20 protein-coding genes and 1 pseudogene are annotated in these 17,505 nt (G+C 59.5%); 9 read left to right on the forward strand and 12 right to left on the reverse strand.

Going from position 1 to position 17,505, the window contains the following annotated elements:
* Positions 1-332 precede the first annotated feature (332 nt).
* From BTN82_RS01155 to BTN82_RS01195, 9 genes and pseudogenes are all read right to left on the reverse strand, one after another.
* Positions 333-1,645: pseudogene (locus BTN82_RS01155) on the reverse strand (tyrosine-type recombinase/integrase).
* Between the two features lie 329 nt (positions 1,646-1,974).
* A complete protein-coding gene (gene xerC, locus BTN82_RS01160; RefSeq protein WP_075117353.1) occupies positions 1,975-3,123 on the reverse strand; it encodes a tyrosine recombinase XerC in 1,149 nt (382 codons plus the stop codon).
* Positions 3,120-3,332 carry a hypothetical protein gene (locus BTN82_RS01165; RefSeq protein WP_075117354.1) on the reverse strand — a complete coding sequence of 71 codons (213 nt, stop codon included), beginning with the start codon at positions 3,330-3,332 and terminating at the stop codon, positions 3,120-3,122. The genes xerC and BTN82_RS01165 overlap by 4 nt, the downstream gene beginning before the upstream one ends.
* Positions 3,333-3,436: 104 nt before the next feature.
* Positions 3,437-3,727, reverse strand: coding sequence for a hypothetical protein (locus tag BTN82_RS01170; RefSeq protein WP_075117355.1), 291 nt, complete (start codon positions 3,725-3,727; stop codon positions 3,437-3,439).
* Between the two features lie 15 nt (positions 3,728-3,742).
* On the reverse strand, positions 3,743-6,529 hold the full coding sequence (locus BTN82_RS01175; RefSeq protein WP_075117356.1) for a toprim domain-containing protein: 2,787 nt from the start codon (positions 6,527-6,529) through the stop codon (positions 3,743-3,745).
* A 2-nt stretch (positions 6,530-6,531) separates the two neighbouring features.
* Positions 6,532-6,765 (reverse strand): hypothetical protein, encoded by a 234-nt coding sequence (locus BTN82_RS01180; protein WP_075117357.1) that lies wholly within the window; start codon positions 6,763-6,765, stop codon positions 6,532-6,534.
* Positions 6,766-6,839: 74 nt separating this feature from the next.
* The gene (locus tag BTN82_RS01185; RefSeq protein WP_075117358.1) at positions 6,840-7,205 is read right to left on the reverse strand and encodes a hypothetical protein; all 366 of its coding nucleotides are present in this window, start codon (positions 7,203-7,205) and stop codon (positions 6,840-6,842) included.
* Positions 7,202-7,681, reverse strand: coding sequence for a YmfL family putative regulatory protein (locus BTN82_RS01190; protein ID WP_315969260.1), 480 nt, complete (start codon positions 7,679-7,681; stop codon positions 7,202-7,204). The genes BTN82_RS01185 and BTN82_RS01190 overlap by 4 nt, the downstream gene beginning before the upstream one ends.
* Positions 7,682-7,710: 29 nt before the next feature.
* Positions 7,711-7,923, reverse strand: coding sequence for a DNA-binding protein (locus tag BTN82_RS01195; protein WP_075117360.1), 213 nt, complete (start codon positions 7,921-7,923; stop codon positions 7,711-7,713).
* Positions 7,924-8,007: 84 nt separating this feature from the next.
* Between BTN82_RS01195 and BTN82_RS01200 the strand changes: the two genes are divergently transcribed.
* Together BTN82_RS01200 and BTN82_RS01205 are read left to right on the forward strand one after the other, a co-directional pair.
* Positions 8,008-8,358: a helix-turn-helix domain-containing protein gene (locus BTN82_RS01200; RefSeq protein ID WP_075117361.1), complete on the forward strand. Its 351-nt coding sequence runs from the start codon at positions 8,008-8,010 to the stop codon at positions 8,356-8,358.
* Positions 8,359-8,459: 101 nt separating this feature from the next.
* Positions 8,460-8,645, forward strand: a complete 186-nt coding sequence (locus BTN82_RS01205) for a hypothetical protein (RefSeq protein WP_075117362.1) — start codon at positions 8,460-8,462, stop codon at positions 8,643-8,645.
* Positions 8,646-8,696: 51 nt separating this feature from the next.
* Here BTN82_RS01205 and BTN82_RS01210 read toward each other — a convergent pair whose 3' ends face one another.
* The 3 genes from BTN82_RS01210 to BTN82_RS31435 form a co-directional block, all read right to left on the reverse strand.
* Positions 8,697-8,954 (reverse strand): ogr/Delta-like zinc finger family protein, encoded by a 258-nt coding sequence (locus BTN82_RS01210; protein WP_075117363.1) that lies wholly within the window; start codon positions 8,952-8,954, stop codon positions 8,697-8,699.
* Positions 8,955-9,029: 75 nt separating this feature from the next.
* Entirely contained in the window at positions 9,030-9,899 is an 870-nt protein-coding gene (locus BTN82_RS01215; RefSeq protein ID WP_075117493.1) for a phage portal protein, read from the reverse strand.
* Positions 9,811-11,874: a terminase large subunit domain-containing protein gene (locus BTN82_RS31435; protein ID WP_075117364.1), complete on the reverse strand. Its 2,064-nt coding sequence runs from the start codon at positions 11,872-11,874 to the stop codon at positions 9,811-9,813. The genes BTN82_RS01215 and BTN82_RS31435 overlap by 89 nt, the downstream gene beginning before the upstream one ends.
* Positions 11,875-12,037: 163 nt before the next feature.
* On the opposite strand from BTN82_RS31435, the gene BTN82_RS01225 reads away from it, so the two are divergent.
* The 7 genes from BTN82_RS01225 to BTN82_RS01255 all read left to right on the forward strand — a co-directional run bounded on the left by BTN82_RS01225 (position 12,038) and on the right by BTN82_RS01255 (position 17,505).
* Complete coding sequence (locus BTN82_RS01225; protein ID WP_075117365.1) at positions 12,038-12,958, forward strand: GPO family capsid scaffolding protein; 921 nt, start codon at positions 12,038-12,040, stop codon at positions 12,956-12,958.
* Between the two features lies 1 nt (position 12,959).
* A complete protein-coding gene (locus BTN82_RS01230; protein ID WP_075117366.1) occupies positions 12,960-13,982 on the forward strand; it encodes a phage major capsid protein, P2 family in 1,023 nt (340 codons plus the stop codon).
* Positions 13,979-14,698: a phage terminase small subunit gene (gpM, locus tag BTN82_RS01235; protein ID WP_075117367.1), complete on the forward strand. Its 720-nt coding sequence runs from the start codon at positions 13,979-13,981 to the stop codon at positions 14,696-14,698. Before BTN82_RS01230 ends, gpM begins: the two co-directional genes overlap by 4 nt.
* A 96-nt stretch (positions 14,699-14,794) precedes the next feature.
* Positions 14,795-15,256 (forward strand): head completion/stabilization protein, encoded by a 462-nt coding sequence (locus BTN82_RS01240; RefSeq protein ID WP_075117368.1) that lies wholly within the window; start codon positions 14,795-14,797, stop codon positions 15,254-15,256.
* Complete coding sequence (locus BTN82_RS01245) at positions 15,253-15,708, forward strand: phage tail protein (protein WP_075117369.1); 456 nt, start codon at positions 15,253-15,255, stop codon at positions 15,706-15,708. Before BTN82_RS01240 ends, BTN82_RS01245 begins: the two co-directional genes overlap by 4 nt.
* Entirely contained in the window at positions 15,698-16,378 is a 681-nt protein-coding gene (locus tag BTN82_RS01250) for a phage virion morphogenesis protein (protein ID WP_075117370.1), read from the forward strand. The genes BTN82_RS01245 and BTN82_RS01250 overlap by 11 nt, the downstream gene beginning before the upstream one ends.
* Before the next feature lie 11 nt (positions 16,379-16,389).
* Positions 16,390-17,505, forward strand: coding sequence for a DUF2586 domain-containing protein (locus tag BTN82_RS01255; protein WP_075117371.1), 1,116 nt, complete (start codon positions 16,390-16,392; stop codon positions 17,503-17,505).

The raw sequence follows: 17,505 nt of genomic DNA on the forward strand, positions 1-17,505 counted from the left end.
CCGTGCGAGCCGTCGGACGCTAATCGCACTTTGGGAGAACCACCACGATGTGGCGTAGCCTTAAAGGTTCTGGCTACCTGGGTTGCTGTCAACGACAGCGCTTTGCCCGATCTTTTCTACGCCTGTGGATAATTCGGGTCAAGGCTCTAATTTTCGGGAGTGCTGCGGCTGTGGATGAAATTATCCACCGGTGGAAATCCGTGGTTTTCCACAGACAGTTGCGTGGGCTTTAGATTTTTTAAGTGAGGTCCATCCAAGCAGGGCGGCTTTGCAGCCCTGCTTGGATGGACCCGCGTGGACAAGCGGATCACTGAGATATAAAGACCGAGCGCTTACTCGGTTGCGCCACGTTTTGCTTTTAGGCGAGTGACGTTCGCTCCGGTCTGGTTCGCGAATTCGTGTGGAGTGACATGCTCCTGCCGGTTGGCCTCCAGATACCGGCTCCACCAGTTCATGATCAGCCTGCGCTCCTCGATGAACTCGGCCTTGTGGATGTAAGCGGCGCGGACGTTATTTCGCTCCTTGTGGCTCATCTGCCGTTCAATGGCTGTCTCCGACCACAATCCTGACTCGATCAGTGCGCTGCAGGCCATCGACCGAAACCCATGCCCGCAGATTTCGGTTTTGGTGTCGTAACCCATCTTTCGAAGCGCGCTGTTCAACGTGTTTTCAGACATGGGTTTCCAGGGCTTGGTATCGCCTGCGAACATCAGGTCGAATTTACCGGTGAGGACGTGGATCTGTTCAAGCAGGGCCACGGCTTGCGGCGATAAGGGTACAAGATGGATATCCCCGGCCATTTTTGTACCCCTTGTGGAACAGGGGACGCCGTCCAACGCGGGACGGGTGTCGGGAATCTCCCAGGTGCCGCGCTTGAGGTCGAATTCGGTCCAACGGGCAAAGCGCAGTTCACTGGAGCGGACAAACACATGCAGCGAGAGCATGGCCGTCAGCCGGGTAAGTACGCGGCCGTTATAACCCTCAATGCGCTTCAGCAATTCAGGCAGACGCGATAAGGGTAGCGCTGGGCGGTGAACAACCCTCGGGGCTTTGATCAAACCTTCAAGGTCGGAGGCAGGGTTTGCCGCGATCTGTCGAGCACGCTTCGCCTCACGCATGATGCTTTGCAGGTAGTTTTGTACCCTTAAAGCTACGTCAATTGTGCCGCGCTCCTGGATCGCTTCCAGAGGTTGCATCAGGTCATGGGTGTCCAAATCGACAATAGAGCGAGCGCCGATCAGTGGAAAGACATGGGTTTTGAGGCGGCTCAGGACCGTCTTGGCATGGCCCGGAGCCCATTTGGCAGACATCGCTTTGTGCCAGTCCAGGGCCGCGCTTTCAAAGGTTCGGCCTTGGATTGCGGCCTGCGTCTTAGCTTGGTGTTTGGACTCTATTGGATTGATGCCTTCCGCTAGCATCCGCTTGACCTCCAGGCGCTTATGGCGCGCATCGGCGAGACCGACCACGGGGTAGTTGCCGAACGAAGTCAGTCCTTCACGACCATCAGGTTTGACATACCTGAGACGCCAGCCTTTACGGCCATTGGGTTGTAGAGGCCGTCGCCGTCGAAAAGCTTGTAGGCGCGGTCGGTGGGCTTGGCTGCGCGGCAAGCCGAATCGGAGAGTGGTGCAGTGGTGCGCGACATAAGGGTACTCCTCCCTTTATCGAATGACCTTACCCCTATATCTATCCCTAAAACGGTCGGATTCCAACAGATTTTGGCGGAATCTGACGGAACCCCAAAACGAAAAAACCCGCCAGAAGGCGGGTTTTTCGGGGGTTCCAGAGATTTTGAAAGCCTTCTATGGAACCTTGTATGGTGCCGGCACCAGGAGTCGAACCCGGGACCTACTGATTACAAGGAAGGTGCTTCAAGTATACAAATCAATGGGTTACGTGATTTCTTATTACGCCCAGATGCGCCAAGGCCCGCGTAGATGGCGGGCCCTGTGTCGCTTGTTACGTCCGATTTGCTCAGTCTGCAGAAGGAGAAACGGTCGGTATGCTGTGGTCGTAGACGTCCATCATCTTCGGGTCACGGTGGCCGCTGGCCTCCTGTTTATCCGCCCGAGTGCCAACCGTGTCGGTGATGCCACGTCGTTTCAGATCGTGAAGGGCGAACCGTTGCTCCGGTGTGATGATCTCGTCGGCGAGAGCCAGGGTGATGAAGCGCTGCCATGCCGTGTCCAGGCTGGACTTGCGAAGCGGCCCACCGTGGCTGGCCACGATGATGTTTCGTCGTGATGGTGCGATCGGTATCGCGGTTTTGCGTTTGGCCCAGACCTTGGTGCGATAGGCCTTGGCGTTATCCCAAGCTTTGCGCAGTCGAGGTGTCCAGCGAACAATGTTGTCCCGGCTGCCCTTTCGACGGTTGGTCAGAATCCCGCTCTCCAGCTCGTTTGCGTCGGTCAGGGTAACGACTTCGATACCGCGTAGCCTGCAGAGATAGGCCAGCTCCATGACGTAGCCGAGATACTCCGGGCAGCCGCCTTTTTCGCCGCGTATCAGCAGGCCCCGGGCAATTGCTCGATCGATGAGTGTATCCATGACTTGATGGTTCGGCAGGCGGCGTTGTTTTCGTTCGACAGGGGCCTCAATGCCCAGGGCGGGGTTCACTTCCAGGAAGCCGCGGTTGCGGCCCCATTGCAGCACGCGGCGCAGGTAGCGAAGGGCGTGCGCGGCTTTGGATGGAGTGCCTTCGTCTGCTAGTCGATCGACGATGCGTTGCACCAGGGCAGAAGTAAACTTGCGCACCGCCAGATCTCCCAGGGGCTTGCCCAGCTTTGTGGGCAAGGTCAGCAGCACATCACGCGAGTAGCAATAGTCGTCATGGGTTTTCGGGCTGAGCTTCTTGTAACGGTCGCTCTCGTGAAACTGGCCACAAACGTAGCGAAGCGTTCCACGGTCGACGTTGGAGGTCTCGTCCATGATCTGGTGCAGTTCGGCCAAGGAAACGTCGGCCGGCGCAATGTTGCGCCGGCGCTGTTTTCCCGTTTCGTCATAGTGCAGCGTGTACCAGACCCTACCTTTTCGGTGGTCAAAGTAAACGGCCGCTGGGAGAGTGGCCTGGTCGATATGGGCGGGAATGTGCGGATTATGCTTCCGCTTCCGTGCTTTCCTCATAGGATGTCGGCGTCGTATCGTTCTGCTGCAGCTGGCTTCATGCCTGCGGCTTGGTTGATAAGGTCCAGCGTTGTCCAGGGCCCGGTGCGGCCACGGAACAGGCGAACGCCCTGGTCGATCAGTGACCGTTCGACGTCAGACCGGCGTTGGTAGCCGGTTATGCGCTGCAGGTCGGTGAATACCAGGACGTTGTCCGATCGGGAGTTCATTGCTAGCCCTCTGTAAGCTGGAGCACCCCGGGCAGTCTAGCGCTGCGGCCGGGGCATCGTTATTAGAAGTTTGAATGCAAACTGCTGAGATCTATTGGCTTGGCTTAGGCCTTGCGCACCAGGTGAATTACCAGATCGTCCAACTCCCCTTCGTCGTCGCAGGACTGCCACTCCAGGACTGCCTGGACCTGTTCCCGTGAGCAGTCCATGACCAGAATTTCCCTTTGGCCACCGCTGGCACGAACCTCGAGTACCTGGACCAGGCCGTCAGAGCCATAGGCTTCAGCGAACACTGTTCTGCCCTCGTATCCCAGCTGGGTCATTACCGCGTTGATCCGGCGGATCTCCTCGATCGCGTTGTCCCGTTCCCGCTCAACAATCAATTGGATGTGCATCGATCTGCCTCCTGATCAGGCCTTGAAAATCCAGCATTTGACGGTGGGGCAACGGGTGACCATGGGGTTCTTGAGCGCTTGCGCGGACCGCACGGCGCTGTCGACGGCCTTGTAGTCGAGATACTTGTGGCTACGGGATTCCTTAAGCAGGTCTTTCAGCGTGGTGACGTCGGCCAGCTTCTGACGATGCTCTGCAGCACGCTCGGCGAACTCGTTGAGGTTGATGGCGATGACATCCGGGTTCTTGCTGTGGTTGACCAGGGGCTCGTCGTAGATCGATTCCAGGTAGTCATAAACCTGCCAAAACTCGGCCACGGCACTGTGGTCTGCATTGGTAGTGCTCTGCCGCTCGAGAGCCATTTCTACGATCTGCCGGCGCGTGGAGCTGACTTGCACCTCGGTCAAGGTGGTGACCAGGCGGATGGCGTCCAGAAGGGCGAACAGCTGAGCGTGGTTTTTGATGATCCGCTCGACACCGATGTAGCCCCGCAATCCGTTACCGCACTTGTTGCAGGCACCGTCACCCTTGAACTGGGTATCACATGCGAAGCAATGCGTGTGTAGCCGGCGCAGCTTGGTTTCGTGTTCAGGAAAGCGTTTGCTGAACAGATCCATCACCTCGGCCTCTTTGCGCACCGCCTGCAGGAGGAAGTGGCTTAGCGTCTTCCCGTCCAGGGCGTTGAGCTTGTCCGCTGCAGCGCGGCTTTCCGGGGTAACCGTCGGGCGAATGAAGTGCAGCTTTACGATGCGCGTCATGATCGCTTCGTGGGCAACCACGGCGGCGTTCTGGCTGATTGCGATCGTGCCGCGAAACGGCGGCTCGTAGGTTTCGTTGCCGGCAGTCTTGACGCCCTTGGTCGCCAGCGTGCCGCCGCCGAAAAAGTCTTTCAGCTCGTCCCACTCGAAGGTTTTGGCGTGCGCCTTATCTTCGCTATGGCGGTCTGCCTCGAGGAACACAACTGGCATTCCGGACACCTGTCCCATCAAGCGCGACCGGCCGGCCTTGGTGGACTTCATCGGATCGAACCCTTCGTAACCTTCGCGGCCGAGCAGCTTCCACAGCAGGTTGAGCAAGGTGGTCTTGCCGGCGCCGGCTTCACCAGTGGCCTCGAGGAACGGGAACGACTGGTAGCGGGCACGGATCTGCTCGCAGAACAACGAACCAAAGAAGAACAGCAAGGCGGCCAGTCCCTGGGTACCAAAGCAGATCCAGAGCAGGCGCAACCATTCCTCGTCATAGCCTTTGGCATCGCGCTGCATTTGCACCGGCACGCCCTTCTGCAGGGTCTTGAGGCGCATTTTCCCGAACTCGAAATAGTCCTCGCTGTTCACCGGGTAAACGTTGCCATCCTTGATGGCCACGTCGCCGTAGATGTAGCACTCGTATTCCTTGCTGTAGCCCACGTAGTCGATGGTGGAGACGGTTTTGATGCCGTAGAGCTGGTCTTTCATGAGCTTGTCCAGTTGCTGGCCGCTGCCGGTGTACATGGCGCCAGCGGCCATTCCGAGCAGTCGCTTTTTGAATTCGCTGGCGGCGGCGAGCTGGCCGCTGGTGAAGGTGTTCTTGACGCTGCCGGCGTCATGGGGGAAGTCCACGCGCAGGTAGTACCAGGACTCGTCGGTGACTTCGTTCCGCTGGAAGTACAGGGCTTGCGGGTAGCAGTTGGCGATCTCCACCACGCTGCCGGACTGCTGCAGCGCTTTTTCGCGCATCTGCGCTTGGTTCAGCAGCTGGTCGTCATGCTGGTCACTGTCCTCGAGGTCTTGGACGGCGCGGTTGTACTTCTCCATGTCCAACTTGAACCAATAGAGGCGGCTGCCGAAGCCCAGGTGGAATTCGCCGCGCTTGTTCCAGTCGTACATCAGTAGCGCTTTCTCGGCAGCGCTTTCAGCGATCAGCAGCGCGCCCTGGTGGCGGATATTTTTGATCTCTGTTGCGATCTGAGCAGCTCGTTTTTCATCGCCCTCGATGAAGGCCCAGCGTTGATGTAGGTCGTTCCAGTCGACCTTGCGGCCGTCGCGCTGCGGGATCTGTGCTGCCTCGCAGACGAAGCCCATTTCACGCGCCTGGCGGACCCAGCGGCGGGTGTAGGCATGCGCACCTGGTTCGTTGTCCAACGCCCATACGAGCTTCGGCAACTTGTCGGTGCGGTCGCGCAGCAGCGCTTTCAGCGACTCCTCAGGGAAGGCGTTCGAGGACATTGCCGACACGGCTGACAGGCCGTTGTGTACCAGTGCGATCGCGTCAAAGATCCCCTCAACAATCCAGATCTCTTTGACCTCGAGCAGGTCGACGCACGGCGGGCACCACCACACGCCGCGATAGGTTTCACCTGGTTTGAAGCGGGCTTTCATCTTCCCGAAACGGGCTGGCCGATCGATCAGGCGTTCCCAATAACCGCCCTTCTCCAGGGCAAAACGCACGGTCGCGCTGCCAGCCTGGTCATGGCTGGAATAAAACGTTTCTTGGGTAAACCAGCCGGCGATCAGCGATAGGTCGAAGCCCCGGGCAAACTCGAGGTATGCCCGAGCGGTTGCTGTGGGGGCGCTATCGGTTGCGGGAGCACGCTTGCTCCAGTCCTCAAACAGGTCGTCGTAGATCTCCTTTACATGCAGCGTATGGCCGCACTTTTCCTGACGACCACAAATTAGTTGCCATGGGCTATCGAAACGGGTGTACAGCTCTTTTTTGTTGCACTTGGGGCAGGTGCCACCACGCATGTAGTTCGTAGGTTTACGGTGTTTTAGGCCGAACTCCGATTCGATGCGTTGTAGGACGTCGTGACGCAGGTCGTCTCTCATGGTTACTTCACTGCTTTGAGGCTGAGGGATAGGGCTGCCATCAGGCGTTTCTGAGCGGCCATTACCGGGGTTCTTTCGAGAATCGAGCTGTGCCGTTTTTCTTGCGGGACATACCGGAATTCATCCGCATACCAGTAGTCGTTGAGGCTCAAGCGGTACTGCTCACGCATGGCAGCCAGAAGCGCTTCGGCTTCTGCAGGTGGCAGCTGGGTGGTCAGAATTACGGTGTTTCCCATCTTGAAACCTCGATTTCGGGCGCAGCTCACCCAAACCCACGGGATGTGGGGCAGGCGTTTGTTTGGGGTGGGTGTTACGAGTGGGTTAAGCGAAAACGCCCGATGTCCGGTGCGTTGATGATTCGCTCATAGATGAGGCTGACAGGCACGGCCCATTGGCTGCCGGTGACAGGGTCAACTATTACGGTGTGCGTCGACGTGCTGCTCTGGATGTTCAGGCGCTGTCGATCACGAACGGCGACCATGGCGCTGTTGGCCAGATGGACGATCTTTTCAGCGACCTGCGTCAGCACGTCGTAGTCGGCAACCAGGTGTTGTACGGCCCGGCTGAACAGTCGCTGATCGTCGCTCAGGTGTTCGGACTGGTGACGCTCAAGAAACGACAGCGCGGCACTCTGCAGCATGTCCTGGTATTCCTGCACGGCAGGCAGGGCAGTCATTTGGCTTTCTCCGACTTCGAAGCGTGCAGTTGAATGAGGGCGAGTACTTCGGCGTGCCTTGCGGCCAGATGCAAGGTGTCCGCTTGAAGGATCGCTTCCGCCTCAACGTCATTGATGGTTCCATCTTCCAGCGCCTTTGCAATGATCTGGTCGACAGTACCCTTCTTGGCTGCTGCCTCTACACAGCGGGCGTACATCTCGACGTTGTCCAACGCTTCAGGCTCAACAACTGAGACGAACATTCCGCCGTACATCGCAGCGATATACTCGGGCAAAAAGGTTGTTCCGGCCTCGAGCTCAAGCTGATGGATCTGAACATCGGTCAGTGGGCGGCTGTTGTTGTTTTCGTAGGCATGATTGTCGAATTTTTTTAGCGACAAACCGAGGCGTGGAGCAGCACATTCGCGTCCACCTGGGTAGGCGCAGATAATTGCGCTAACAACCTGGCGCCGAGTCTTTAGAACTGAACTTTTCATGTTCTGCTTTTCCCTGTGGCTCGGTGCCATTACTGTTCTATTACGCCGTCTTTAATGCCAAGAAGTACGGCGGCGCGATGTGCCTCCCCGCGACGACAATGGCTTTGGCCACTCAGCACGGCATAAACGGTGCTTGGGTTCAATTCATGCTGTACAGCAAAATCTTTAGCTGATTGACCCCGCTTTTCTAGCGCTTCACGCGCTTTCTGGCGGGCTTGCTCGGTGATGGTTGAGTTGGGCATAGTGCAGATCCGTGCAATTTCATGTGGTGTGAGATGCACAATGATGCACTTAGGTGCACTTGTAAATAGTAAGGATGAAAAAAAGTGCACCTTTCTGAAGAAATCGGCTCTCGGCTGCAAGAGGAGCGGAAACGATGTGGTCTGACGCAACTTCAGATTGCTGAAGCTCTCGGTATCGCCAAACGGACACAGGCGAACTGGGAATCCGGAACTAGTGACGCTACGGCTTCTTACCTGAGCAGATGCGCGCGCGAGTTCGGTTTTGACGTGCCCTACATACTCACCGGCGTACGAACTACTCTGGCCGTCGATTCGTTGAACCAGGTTGAGAACCTGCTCGTCATGCAGTACAGAAGCATCACGCCAGGTGACCAAGAAGCGATCCGCCGTTTTTTGAAAGCAATGGCTGACGACGCTGTCCGGCATCGGACTTAACTTGTAGCAAAGCATGTACGACATTCGTCGCTCCCTCGTTCTAAAGGCAGTTTCCGCCCCGATAACGTCGACTCAGCAATGCACTTTATGGAGTAGTAAGCATGTTGGATCGTACGAACAACGAACGCGTCTGCGTTGGAATCCTGGAATTTGAATGGCTTGGTCTGACTGAAACTGAACGTCGTCTTATCCGGCTATACCGCTTGTTGAATGAGCAGGAGCAACTTCAACTACGACGCTTGTCAGAAGTGTTAGCGATCAATCCAGAAGGATCTGTCGGGAGCTGATATCCCTTCATGTAACCGATCGCCGACAATTCCGAGTCGGCGGTTTGCGTATTACGCCACGGCCTGCGAGCCGAGCTTTTCGAACAACTCACGCTGCTGTGCCCTGGGCATATCCATCAAACGATCGAATAGCATCCTGTCGAAGGTCTGAGCTGACGGGCTGAGCGTGTGTGAAAACGTTAGATTGGCTACCCAGGTGTGCCCGCACTTGGCGTCCAGGCATTGGCAATAAAGCTTCGCGAAGTCTGTCGATAGCACCTCACGGGATGCGATTCGGCCTTTGTGCCCGCATTTACAAGTCACTCGCATGTATCTCTCCAAGTGGCGCAGTAAATTGCCATAATTATATAGAAAGATGCAGTTATTTTCTCTTTTGTGGGCGCGCTATTCGGTTACTTCTGCTGTCGTTGGTACTTCTCTCCAGGCGATTCGCCTGTCCGCTCGCAATGTCTCGTTGAGCTGGTCGAACAGCTGACAGATCGGCCGGATCTCGTTGCTGGTGTAGACCCGATCGATCTTTTCAATGTCGCCGAAGCCGCCGCTGTTCTCCGGGATGATGCCGGCCAGGGCCGGGTTCATCCGCCATGCTGCAATCACGTCGTTTCGGGTGATGTTCTTCACCTTTTCCAACTCGTCCTTGGCCTGGAAATCCCCCACAGGGATGATCTGAATGGCGTTCTCTTTGCCGTTGGGGATGTTGACGAACATCGAGCGGAAGTTGCCCACGCCCTTGCTTGCGCTGATCTGTGCGCGCAGGTTCTCTTCGTCTTCCTCGGTCAGGTCCGGGTCGTTGGTGTAGAAGATGTACCCAGCGTGCGCGCCGTTGCTGTAGTAGCGCCGGCGAAAGAGGGTCGCGGCTTCGTTGAGCAGTAGCGCCTGCATACCGCCCAGGTAGTCGGGCACGCCGTAGATGTTCTGTTCCACGTCGTAGTCCAGGACGTGCTCGATCTCGTCCTGGTCGAAGTCCTGGTACTTGTTGTCGGGCAGCAGCATCCTGAAACCACCGTCCACCTTTACCCGCATGTTGATCGCCGGCGTGTGCTGCAGCTCCAGGACCTGGCCGAAGGCATTGGGCACGCGATAGAAGTAGGCTTCGCCAAACACCATGTAGTCCAGGCTGGCCCGGCCCATGGTCTGCGTGCTGCAGCCGGCCGAGGGGATGAACTCACGCAACAGCAGGTTGCGCTTGAACTTCGGTATCGCTCCGTGGTGCGCGTTGGCGCGCAGCAGTTTGGCCAGGCCCGGCCGCGACACCGGCGGCTTGTAGATCTCGCCGTCGTCGCTGGGAAACACCCCGAGATATTCGCCGATGTTGCCGGACAACACCTGTTCCGGCTCCCCGAACGTAAACGCCCGCATGGGCTGTTGCTGTCGCACCTGTTGGGTGGCCTGGCGCTTTCTGTGTCGTGGCTTGGGCATTGGTTCCGCTCGTGAGGTAGCGGCTACGGCGCCGCTTGTTCGTGTTCAAGGGTTCGTGGGCCAGGGCATGCATGATTGCCCAGGCGATATCGGCGTGGCCTGTGGCGTCGGTACGCGATGCGCTGTAGGTGACTTGGCCGCTGCCGGTCGTGCCGCGCTTGATCGTGAGGAAGGCCTGGGCGATGTCGGTCCAGCCGGCGTCCCACTCGATGCGGCTGCCCTGGATGGTGTCCTGGGCTTTGAGCACCAAGGTGTTCTTGGTTTCCAGGCTGTAATGGATCGAGGTCGCACGCGGGTAGAAGTCGCGCACCAGGTCGAACACGCCATAGCCAATACCGGTGGTGTCGATACCAATGTGCTGGACGTTGAAACGCTCTGTGAGCGTCTTGACCTGCTCGGCCTGGTACTTGAACGACTGCCCCCGCCAACTGTGCTTCTCCAGGATCCGGAACTTGGCCCCAGGTTCGAGCGGCGGTGCGATGACCACACAGGTGGCATCGTCGCGGGTGCGGCTTGGGTCGTAGCCGATCCACACGGGGCTGTTGCCGAAAGGTCGATCCAGCTCGGGTTTGTAGTCCTCCCACAACGTCAGGTCGGAGTAGCAGCGCTCCAGGTCTTTCAGCCCGAACGCGCTCTGTGTGCTGTCGATGAATTTACACATGAACAGCTGATCAAAACGGTCCTCGTCGTTCTCCAGACGTAGCCGCTCAATATTGAACAGATTGCAGCCGCCGGCCTGGGCGTCCAGGACCGTGATGATCTTGCGCCACTGCCCATCAGGGCACAGGGCGCCCTTGTGAGTCTCCGCCTCGCTGGGCCAGGTGCCGCCAGCTTTCTTGCCGCGCTTGCTGTTGCGGAACTCCTCACCAGTCCAGAAGGGGTAGGCCTCATGAGTAACAGCGCTCGGCGTGGAGAAGTAGGTTTGCCGCCACTTTTCATGTGCAGCCATACCGCTGGCCACGCCCTGGATCTTGTCGAAACGGGGGATCCAGAAATATTCGTCAACGTACAGGTGCCCGTGGTAGCTCTGCGCCGTGGAGGCGTTGGTGGACAGAAAGCGCAGTTCTGCCCAGGGCTTGCCGTCTTTACTCAAGACGATAGGGTTGCCGGTCAGCTCGATGTCGAACCATTTGCTGGCGAAGCTGATGATGTAGCTGCGGAACACTTCCGATTGTGCCCGGCTCGCTGACAGAAAAAGCTGGTTGTCCCCCGTCAACACCGCATCCATGAAAGCTTCGGCTGCGAAGTAGTAGGTCAGCCCAACCTGACGACTTTTTAAGATGTTGCGGATCCGTGCCGTCAGCGGGTTCTGTTTCGCGGCCAGCAGCTCCTGCTGGTAGCCGAACATGGTCGAGGTAAATTTCTCTAAGAAATCCACTTCGGTCAGGCGGGATATGTCGTTCTTGGCCTTCTTCTCACGCTTCTTGCCGCCGCCATCGCCCCGGCCGGAACGTTCGCTACGCGAGCCTTGGCGGCGTTCCTGGGGCTCGGCCGCGGATTCGCCGATCGCCGCCGGTGTCGGCTTGGCTGCTTGCTTCAACAGCCGTTCGCGAACGGTGGTCAGCCGGTCCAGCTCGTTGAGCTCGTCCTTGGTCAGTACCGTGGTTTTGTCCAGGAGCAGGGTGATTCGCCGCCCTACGGCGGTCAGCGGCTCTTCATCCGACAGCATGTCTTCCCAGCCGCCTTGCCGGATCCAGTAGTAGACGATCCGGATGTTCGGCAGGTTGAGCTGCGCCTGAATTTCCTTGGCCTTACAGCGGCGCAGAAACAGGCGTTTGGCGGCTTCTTTAACTTCGGTCGAGTAGTACATGGGCCGCAGTCTATGCGGCGAAAACGTAGGAAACGCGGGGTTAAATTCCGCGATCCACCTATATCTAGAATCTAGGAGGAACGCGCAATGGAACCGTTTGTTTGGACCCGAACGGCTCCCTATCGTGGCGGCTCATTCAACCGATTGAGCGCAGTTACCCCCTATGCCCCGTTCCCTTGTTTCGTTCTGGAAACGTGTCGCCACCAGCGGCATGACCGCCGATGGTCGCGAGATTCTGGCCCAGGACCTGCGCGATATTGCCGAGACCTACAAACCTGGTTTTTACACCGCAGTTATCTGGTGCGACCACGAACGCTGGCCTGGCTCTCATGGCACGGTCTACGCCGTGCGTCTGGTCGAGGAAGGCGCCGACCTGCAGCCTGGCGAAGTGGCCCTGGAAGCCCAACTGAAACCCAACGACCAGTTGCTGTACCTGAATGACCGCGGCCAGAAGCTGTTCACCAGCATCGAAATCACCCCGAACTTCCGGGGCACGGGCAAAGCGTACTTGACCGGCCTGGGCGTCACCGACGAACCCGCCAGCGTCGGCACCCAGGAACTGTACTTCTCGAAGCGCTCCAACAAGACCTCCTTTTACGCCGCATCGGTAGCCATCGGCTCGTTCCGTGATGACCAGCCCCAGGGCGAAATCGGCCGGCTCGCCGCCATGTTCACCAGCTTGTTCAAGCGCTTCGGCCTCGTAGAAGCCCCCGCCACCGACACCCCCACCACCCCAGAGAGCAAACCCCCAATGGATGAAGCTACCGCAACGGCTTTAAAAGCCCTGCTGGCCCAGCTGCTGGTCGTCGCTGCCGGCATTCAGGCCGTGATCGAGCCCGCCGCCGAAGATGCACCAGAACCCGACCAGGCCCCGATCGATGACGTGAGCGCCGCCGTAGACGAGATCGTCACCACGGCCGAAGAAGAGCGCGAGTTCCGTCGCAAGGGCGGTTCCAACGCTGCAGTGCTGTCTGCGTTGTCGAGCCTGCAGAAGCAATTCTCCGTGCTGCAGAACACCGCCACCGGCCGCCAACTGCCACGCAACGCCGGCCCTGTAACCACCACCAAAAAGCGGGTGCTCTGACATGGCCCAGCCACTAAGCGCCCGGGGCGCCAAACAGTACGCCGAGCTGCAGGAAGCAATCGCCGAAGCATATGGCATCGACAACTCGACCCGCATGTTCAGTGTGGAGCCGACTATCGCCCAGGAACTGAACGACGCGATTACCGCCAAGGCCGACTTCCTGGAGCGTATCAACGTCGTCCCTGTCAGCGAGATCAAGGGTGAGAAGGTCTTCATTGGCGTGAACGGCCCGGTTACTGGCCGTACCAACACCAAGACCACCGATCGCGAAGCAAAGGACGCGTCGGCGTTGGACAACACCACCTACGAGCTGGCTGATACTCAGTCGGACGTGGGCCTGCCGTACGCCAAAATTGACGCCTGGGCGAAGTTTCCAGACTTCAAAGAGCGCTATTCCGCTGCCGTGCAAAAGCGCATTGCGCAGGATCGGATCGTTATCGGCTTCCACGGCAAGCAAGTGGCTGTGCAGACCGACCTTGCAGCGAATCCCAAGCTGCAGGACGTGAACAAAGGTTGGCTGCAGCAACTCCGCGAGCAGGCCCCGCAGCAGGTGCTCAAGGAAGGCGTGAAGGATTCCGGCAAGGTCAAGTTGGGCGCCGGCGGCGACTACGCCAACCTCGATGCCCTGGTACACGACACCAAGCAGATGGTGGACGAGATCCTGCGCGAAGACGGCGACCTGGTCGCGATCATCGGCACCGACTTGCTCGCCTCTGACAAGGCCAAGCTGTACACGAAGCAAGGCGATACACCGACCGAAAAGGAGCGCATCGAAAACGCCCAGGTCATTGCCACCTACGGCGGTCTGCCGGCGTTCAGCGTGCCGAACTTCCCGGTCAACGCGGTGCTGGTTACCAGTTGGGACAACCTTTCGATTTACTACCAGGACACCAGCTGGCGTAAGCAGACGATCGAGAACCCGAAACGCTCCCGCGTCGAGGACTACAACAGCCGCAACGAAGGCTACGTGATCGAGCAGCTGGAAAAGATCGCGCTGACCGAGAACGTGGAGCTGGTGGCATGAGCCTGGCCTTGGCGCACAAGCGCCGCACCTTGGCCCTGGGCACCGCTGCAGTAGCCGCTGCTGCTGCAGCACCGGCGGCGTACTCGCCGGCGGAAGCCCTGAGCAGCCCGGCAAATGCCCGTAAGCATTTGCTGCTGCAGGAAGCCGCCCTGGACCAGGACCTGGAGCACCTGAGCGCGCTCAAGAACCTGGCCAGCAAACAGGCACTCAAGCGCGACGAGCTGCTGCCCAAGTACCAGGACTTTATCCAGCGCTACATCGAGTCGGGCCTGGTGATGCCGAACCGCGTCCTGGTGCAGGTAATGGTCTGGCTGTTCGACACCGAGCAGTTCGTGGACGGCCTGGAACTGGCGGACTTCGCCATGGCGCAGGGTCAGGAAATGCCGGAGCGCTTCAAGCGCGATATCCCGACGTTTGTTGCTGACGCCGTGATCGAGTGGGCCCTGGCCGAGTACAACGCCCAGCGCAGCCCGGAACCGTACCTGTCCGACCTGTTACCCCGCGTCGATGGCGAATGGAAGGAGCTGCCCGAGCAGATCCCGGCCAAGTACCACAAGTTGATTGGCATCCGCGCCCAGGAGGCCGAGCAGTGGGAAACCGCTATCCAGCACTTTGAGCGTGCCACTGAGCTGTATTCCAAGGTTGGCGTGGATACCCGCCTTGAACGCTGCCGCAAGGCGCTGAAAAAACAACAGGCCACCCAGGCCTCCGAATAACCGACTACCCCCCCAGCGGGGAACTGTGGACGTATGCCGACCATTTATGGCCCGACCTGCGAGAAACAGTCTCCCCGCCCTTTTCGAGTGGCCAGCATGAGTTTTTCAGGCAGAACCAACACCGTGGTGGACCAGACCATCGAGAATAACGGCTTCTGGCCGGACCTCTCGCTGGCAGAGTTCCAGAAGGCTTACCGCCTGCCCGGCGAGCTTCTGACTGAATTGCTGGTCACTCACCTGAACATGGCCATGTACGCCGTGAACGGCGACCTGCAGCGCCTGATGGCCAACTGGCAATCCCTGGGCGTCACCAACGTGGCCACCGCTGACCCGCTCTTACTGCCCGAGCGTTCGCACCAGGTGAACCTGTACAAGCGCGCGGTGTACTGCAGGGCAAAGGGCACCGTCCTGACTGACTTCGCCACAGTCACCCGCCGCGAGGTTGCGGAAAACACCGGCAAGGAAGCCCCTGAGCGCGCCGAGCAGTTCCTGGAGTTCAGCCAGCAGGCCGTCCGCGCCCTACAGGGCCGCAGTCGCATCACGGCGGCCCTGCTGTGATCCAGTTAAAGAACCTGAGCGCCTTCCTGAAAGACCGCCTGCAGCTGATGCCCGACCAGTTCGACAGTTGGAGCGAACAGGTGGACCTTGACCTGGTATGGCGTGAAAGCGAGCGCGGCCTGCACATGAGCAACATGCGCTATCGCGCCGTGTTCAGCCTGGAGCGCTTCAACGGCTCGCCGCCGCGCCTGATGGCCCTAGTAGGCAGCTGGCTGGAAACCCACGACCCCGACCGCGACCAGCACGGCCTGCCGGCCCCGGCTTTCAGCATCGAGCCGCTGGACCTGGATAACGACCTGTTCGACGTGGACCTGGTCCTGGAGTTCGTCGAGCCCCAATACCTGGCCGAGGATCCGGACGGCGAGATCGAGGCGTTCGGCAAGACCTGGTCGCTGATCCCGTTCGACCTGTGGATTGCCGAGGAAGGCGAGGTGGTCAGCCGTGACGCGTAGCGCGATCGGCCTCGACGCCCGGGGCCTGCTCGGCGTTCGCGAGCAACTGGCGTTGCTCAGTCTGCCGCCGCAACTGCGCCGACGGCTGCTCAACAACGTGTCCAAGCGCGTGCGCACCATGAGCCGCAAGCGTATCCGCGAGCAGAGGAACCTCGACGGCTCGCCCTTTGCCCCTCGCAAAAGCACCGGCAAGGGCAAGAAAAAGATGGAAGCCGGACTGGGCAAGCTGCTGCAGGTCACCAGCGTGTCACCCGATCAAGCCGTCTTGGGCTGGCGTAACGGGCTGACCAGCTGGGTGGCTGCCCAGCAATACAACGGGGCCAGCGAGCGCCGCACGGCCGCGCAGATGCGCCGCTGGAACAAGACGCCGCCCGGCCTGGCTTCCACCGAAAAGCAGGCAAAACGCCTGCGCCGGTTGGGCTTTCGCACCCGCCAGGCGGGGAAAAAGCGCCTCACCAGGCCATCCGTGGCGTGGATTCAAGAGCACGTCAACTACGCCCAGGCCGGCTTGCTGATTCGCATCCTGGGCGAGCAACAGGCCGAGTCCGCCGGCGCGCAGAGCTGGGAAATCACCCTGCCCAAACGCCAGTTTCTCGGGGTCAGCACCGACCGAGACACCAGCCTGCTGGTGAACCAGGTACTGCAACAAATCCTCAACTCACCCCGCTAACGAGGCACCACATGGCACTCGGACAAGTCAGCGTAAACAATCTCAATCTTGGCCAAGGCGAAGTGACGGAGATCGAGCGCTATTTCCTTTTCATCGGCCCCGCGGCTAAGAACGTCGGCAAGCTGCTGGCCCTGAACACCGACAGCGACCTGGATGGCGAGCTGGGCCTGCCAGCCAGCGACCTGAAAACCCAAATCACTGCAGCCCGGGCCAATGGCGGCAACCGCTGGGCGTGCCTGGCCGCGCCGATCGGCCCCGAGGGTGAATGGGCTGCCGCACTGAAAACCGCCCAGGAACAAGGCTTTTCGGTCGAAGGCATCTTCATCACCAAGCCGGTGACCGCCGGCGCCGAGCTGGAGGCGATGCACGCTGCCGCCGAGGCACTGAACAACAAGTACGGACGCCGCGCATTCGTCGTTGCCGCCTCCGCTGGTCTGCATCCTGTTCAGACCTGGGACGAGTACCTGGTGGAGCAGAAAGCGATCCCTGCCGGCATCGCCGCCCCTCGAGTCGTGCTGGTGAACCAGTTGCACGGCAACGACCTGGGCGTCCTGGCCGGGCGCCTGGCCAATGCCGCCTGGAGCATTGCTGACACCCCTATGCGCGTGGCCAGCGGGCCGCTGTTGGGCCTCGGGCCGGTGCCCCAGGACAAGGACGGCGTACCGCTGCCCTCGGCCATTCGTGCCGAGTTGGACAAGGCCCGTTTCTCTGTCTCGCAGACCTACCCGGACTATGAAGGCGTTTACTGGGGCGACGCCAACCTGCTGGACACCGCCGGTAGCGACTTCCAGGTGCTGGAGCACCTGCGCCTGGCCGACAAGGCCGCCCGCCAGATTCGCCCGCTGCTAATCCGCCGTATCGGTGACCGCCGGCTGAACAACAGCCCCAACAGCATGGCCGTCAACACCAATGCCCTGATGGCACCGCTGCGCCGCATGTCGAAGGCCGCCAAGTTCGCCGGCGAAGTCTTCCCGGGCGAGATCGAGGCCCCCAAGGACGGCGACCTAGTGCTGGTCTGGAAGAGCCGAACCAAGGTTGAGGCCTTCCTCAAGATCCGGCCGCTGAACTGCCCGAAAGACCTTACCGCGAACATCGCACTCGACCTTTCCCAGGACGACCAGGAGTAA

Source organism: Pseudomonas chlororaphis (genome assembly GCF_001921865.1).
Lineage (GTDB): Bacteria > Pseudomonadota > Gammaproteobacteria > Pseudomonadales > Pseudomonadaceae > Aquipseudomonas > Aquipseudomonas chlororaphis_D.

Excerpts from the sequence above, each read along its gene's own strand:
- xerC (WP_075117353.1), bottom strand. The coding sequence starts at position 3,123 with ATGAGGAAAGCACGGAAGCGGAAGCATAATCCGCACATTCCCGCCCAT.
- BTN82_RS01165 (WP_075117354.1), bottom strand. The coding sequence starts at position 3,332 with ATGAACTCCCGATCGGACAACGTCCTGGTATTCACCGACCTGCAGCGC.
- BTN82_RS01170 (WP_075117355.1), bottom strand. The coding sequence starts at position 3,727 with ATGCACATCCAATTGATTGTTGAGCGGGAACGGGACAACGCGATCGAG.
- BTN82_RS01175 (WP_075117356.1), bottom strand. The coding sequence starts at position 6,529 with ATGAGAGACGACCTGCGTCACGACGTCCTACAACGCATCGAATCGGAG.
- BTN82_RS01180 (WP_075117357.1), bottom strand. The coding sequence starts at position 6,765 with ATGGGAAACACCGTAATTCTGACCACCCAGCTGCCACCTGCAGAAGCC.
- BTN82_RS01185 (WP_075117358.1), bottom strand. The coding sequence starts at position 7,205 with ATGACTGCCCTGCCTGCCGTGCAGGAATACCAGGACATGCTGCAGAGT.
- BTN82_RS01190 (WP_315969260.1), bottom strand. The coding sequence starts at position 7,681 with ATGAAAAGTTCAGTTCTAAAGACTCGGCGCCAGGTTGTTAGCGCAATT.
- BTN82_RS01195 (WP_075117360.1), bottom strand. The coding sequence starts at position 7,923 with ATGCCCAACTCAACCATCACCGAGCAAGCCCGCCAGAAAGCGCGTGAA.
- BTN82_RS01205 (WP_075117362.1), top strand. The coding sequence starts at position 8,460 with ATGTTGGATCGTACGAACAACGAACGCGTCTGCGTTGGAATCCTGGAA.
- BTN82_RS01210 (WP_075117363.1), bottom strand. The coding sequence starts at position 8,954 with ATGCGAGTGACTTGTAAATGCGGGCACAAAGGCCGAATCGCATCCCGT.
- BTN82_RS31435 (WP_075117364.1), bottom strand. The coding sequence starts at position 11,874 with ATGTACTACTCGACCGAAGTTAAAGAAGCCGCCAAACGCCTGTTTCTG.
- BTN82_RS01225 (WP_075117365.1), top strand. The coding sequence starts at position 12,038 with ATGCCCCGTTCCCTTGTTTCGTTCTGGAAACGTGTCGCCACCAGCGGC.
- BTN82_RS01230 (WP_075117366.1), top strand. The coding sequence starts at position 12,960 with ATGGCCCAGCCACTAAGCGCCCGGGGCGCCAAACAGTACGCCGAGCTG.
- gpM (WP_075117367.1), top strand. The coding sequence starts at position 13,979 with ATGAGCCTGGCCTTGGCGCACAAGCGCCGCACCTTGGCCCTGGGCACC.
- BTN82_RS01240 (WP_075117368.1), top strand. The coding sequence starts at position 14,795 with ATGAGTTTTTCAGGCAGAACCAACACCGTGGTGGACCAGACCATCGAG.
- BTN82_RS01255 (WP_075117371.1), top strand. The coding sequence starts at position 16,390 with ATGGCACTCGGACAAGTCAGCGTAAACAATCTCAATCTTGGCCAAGGC.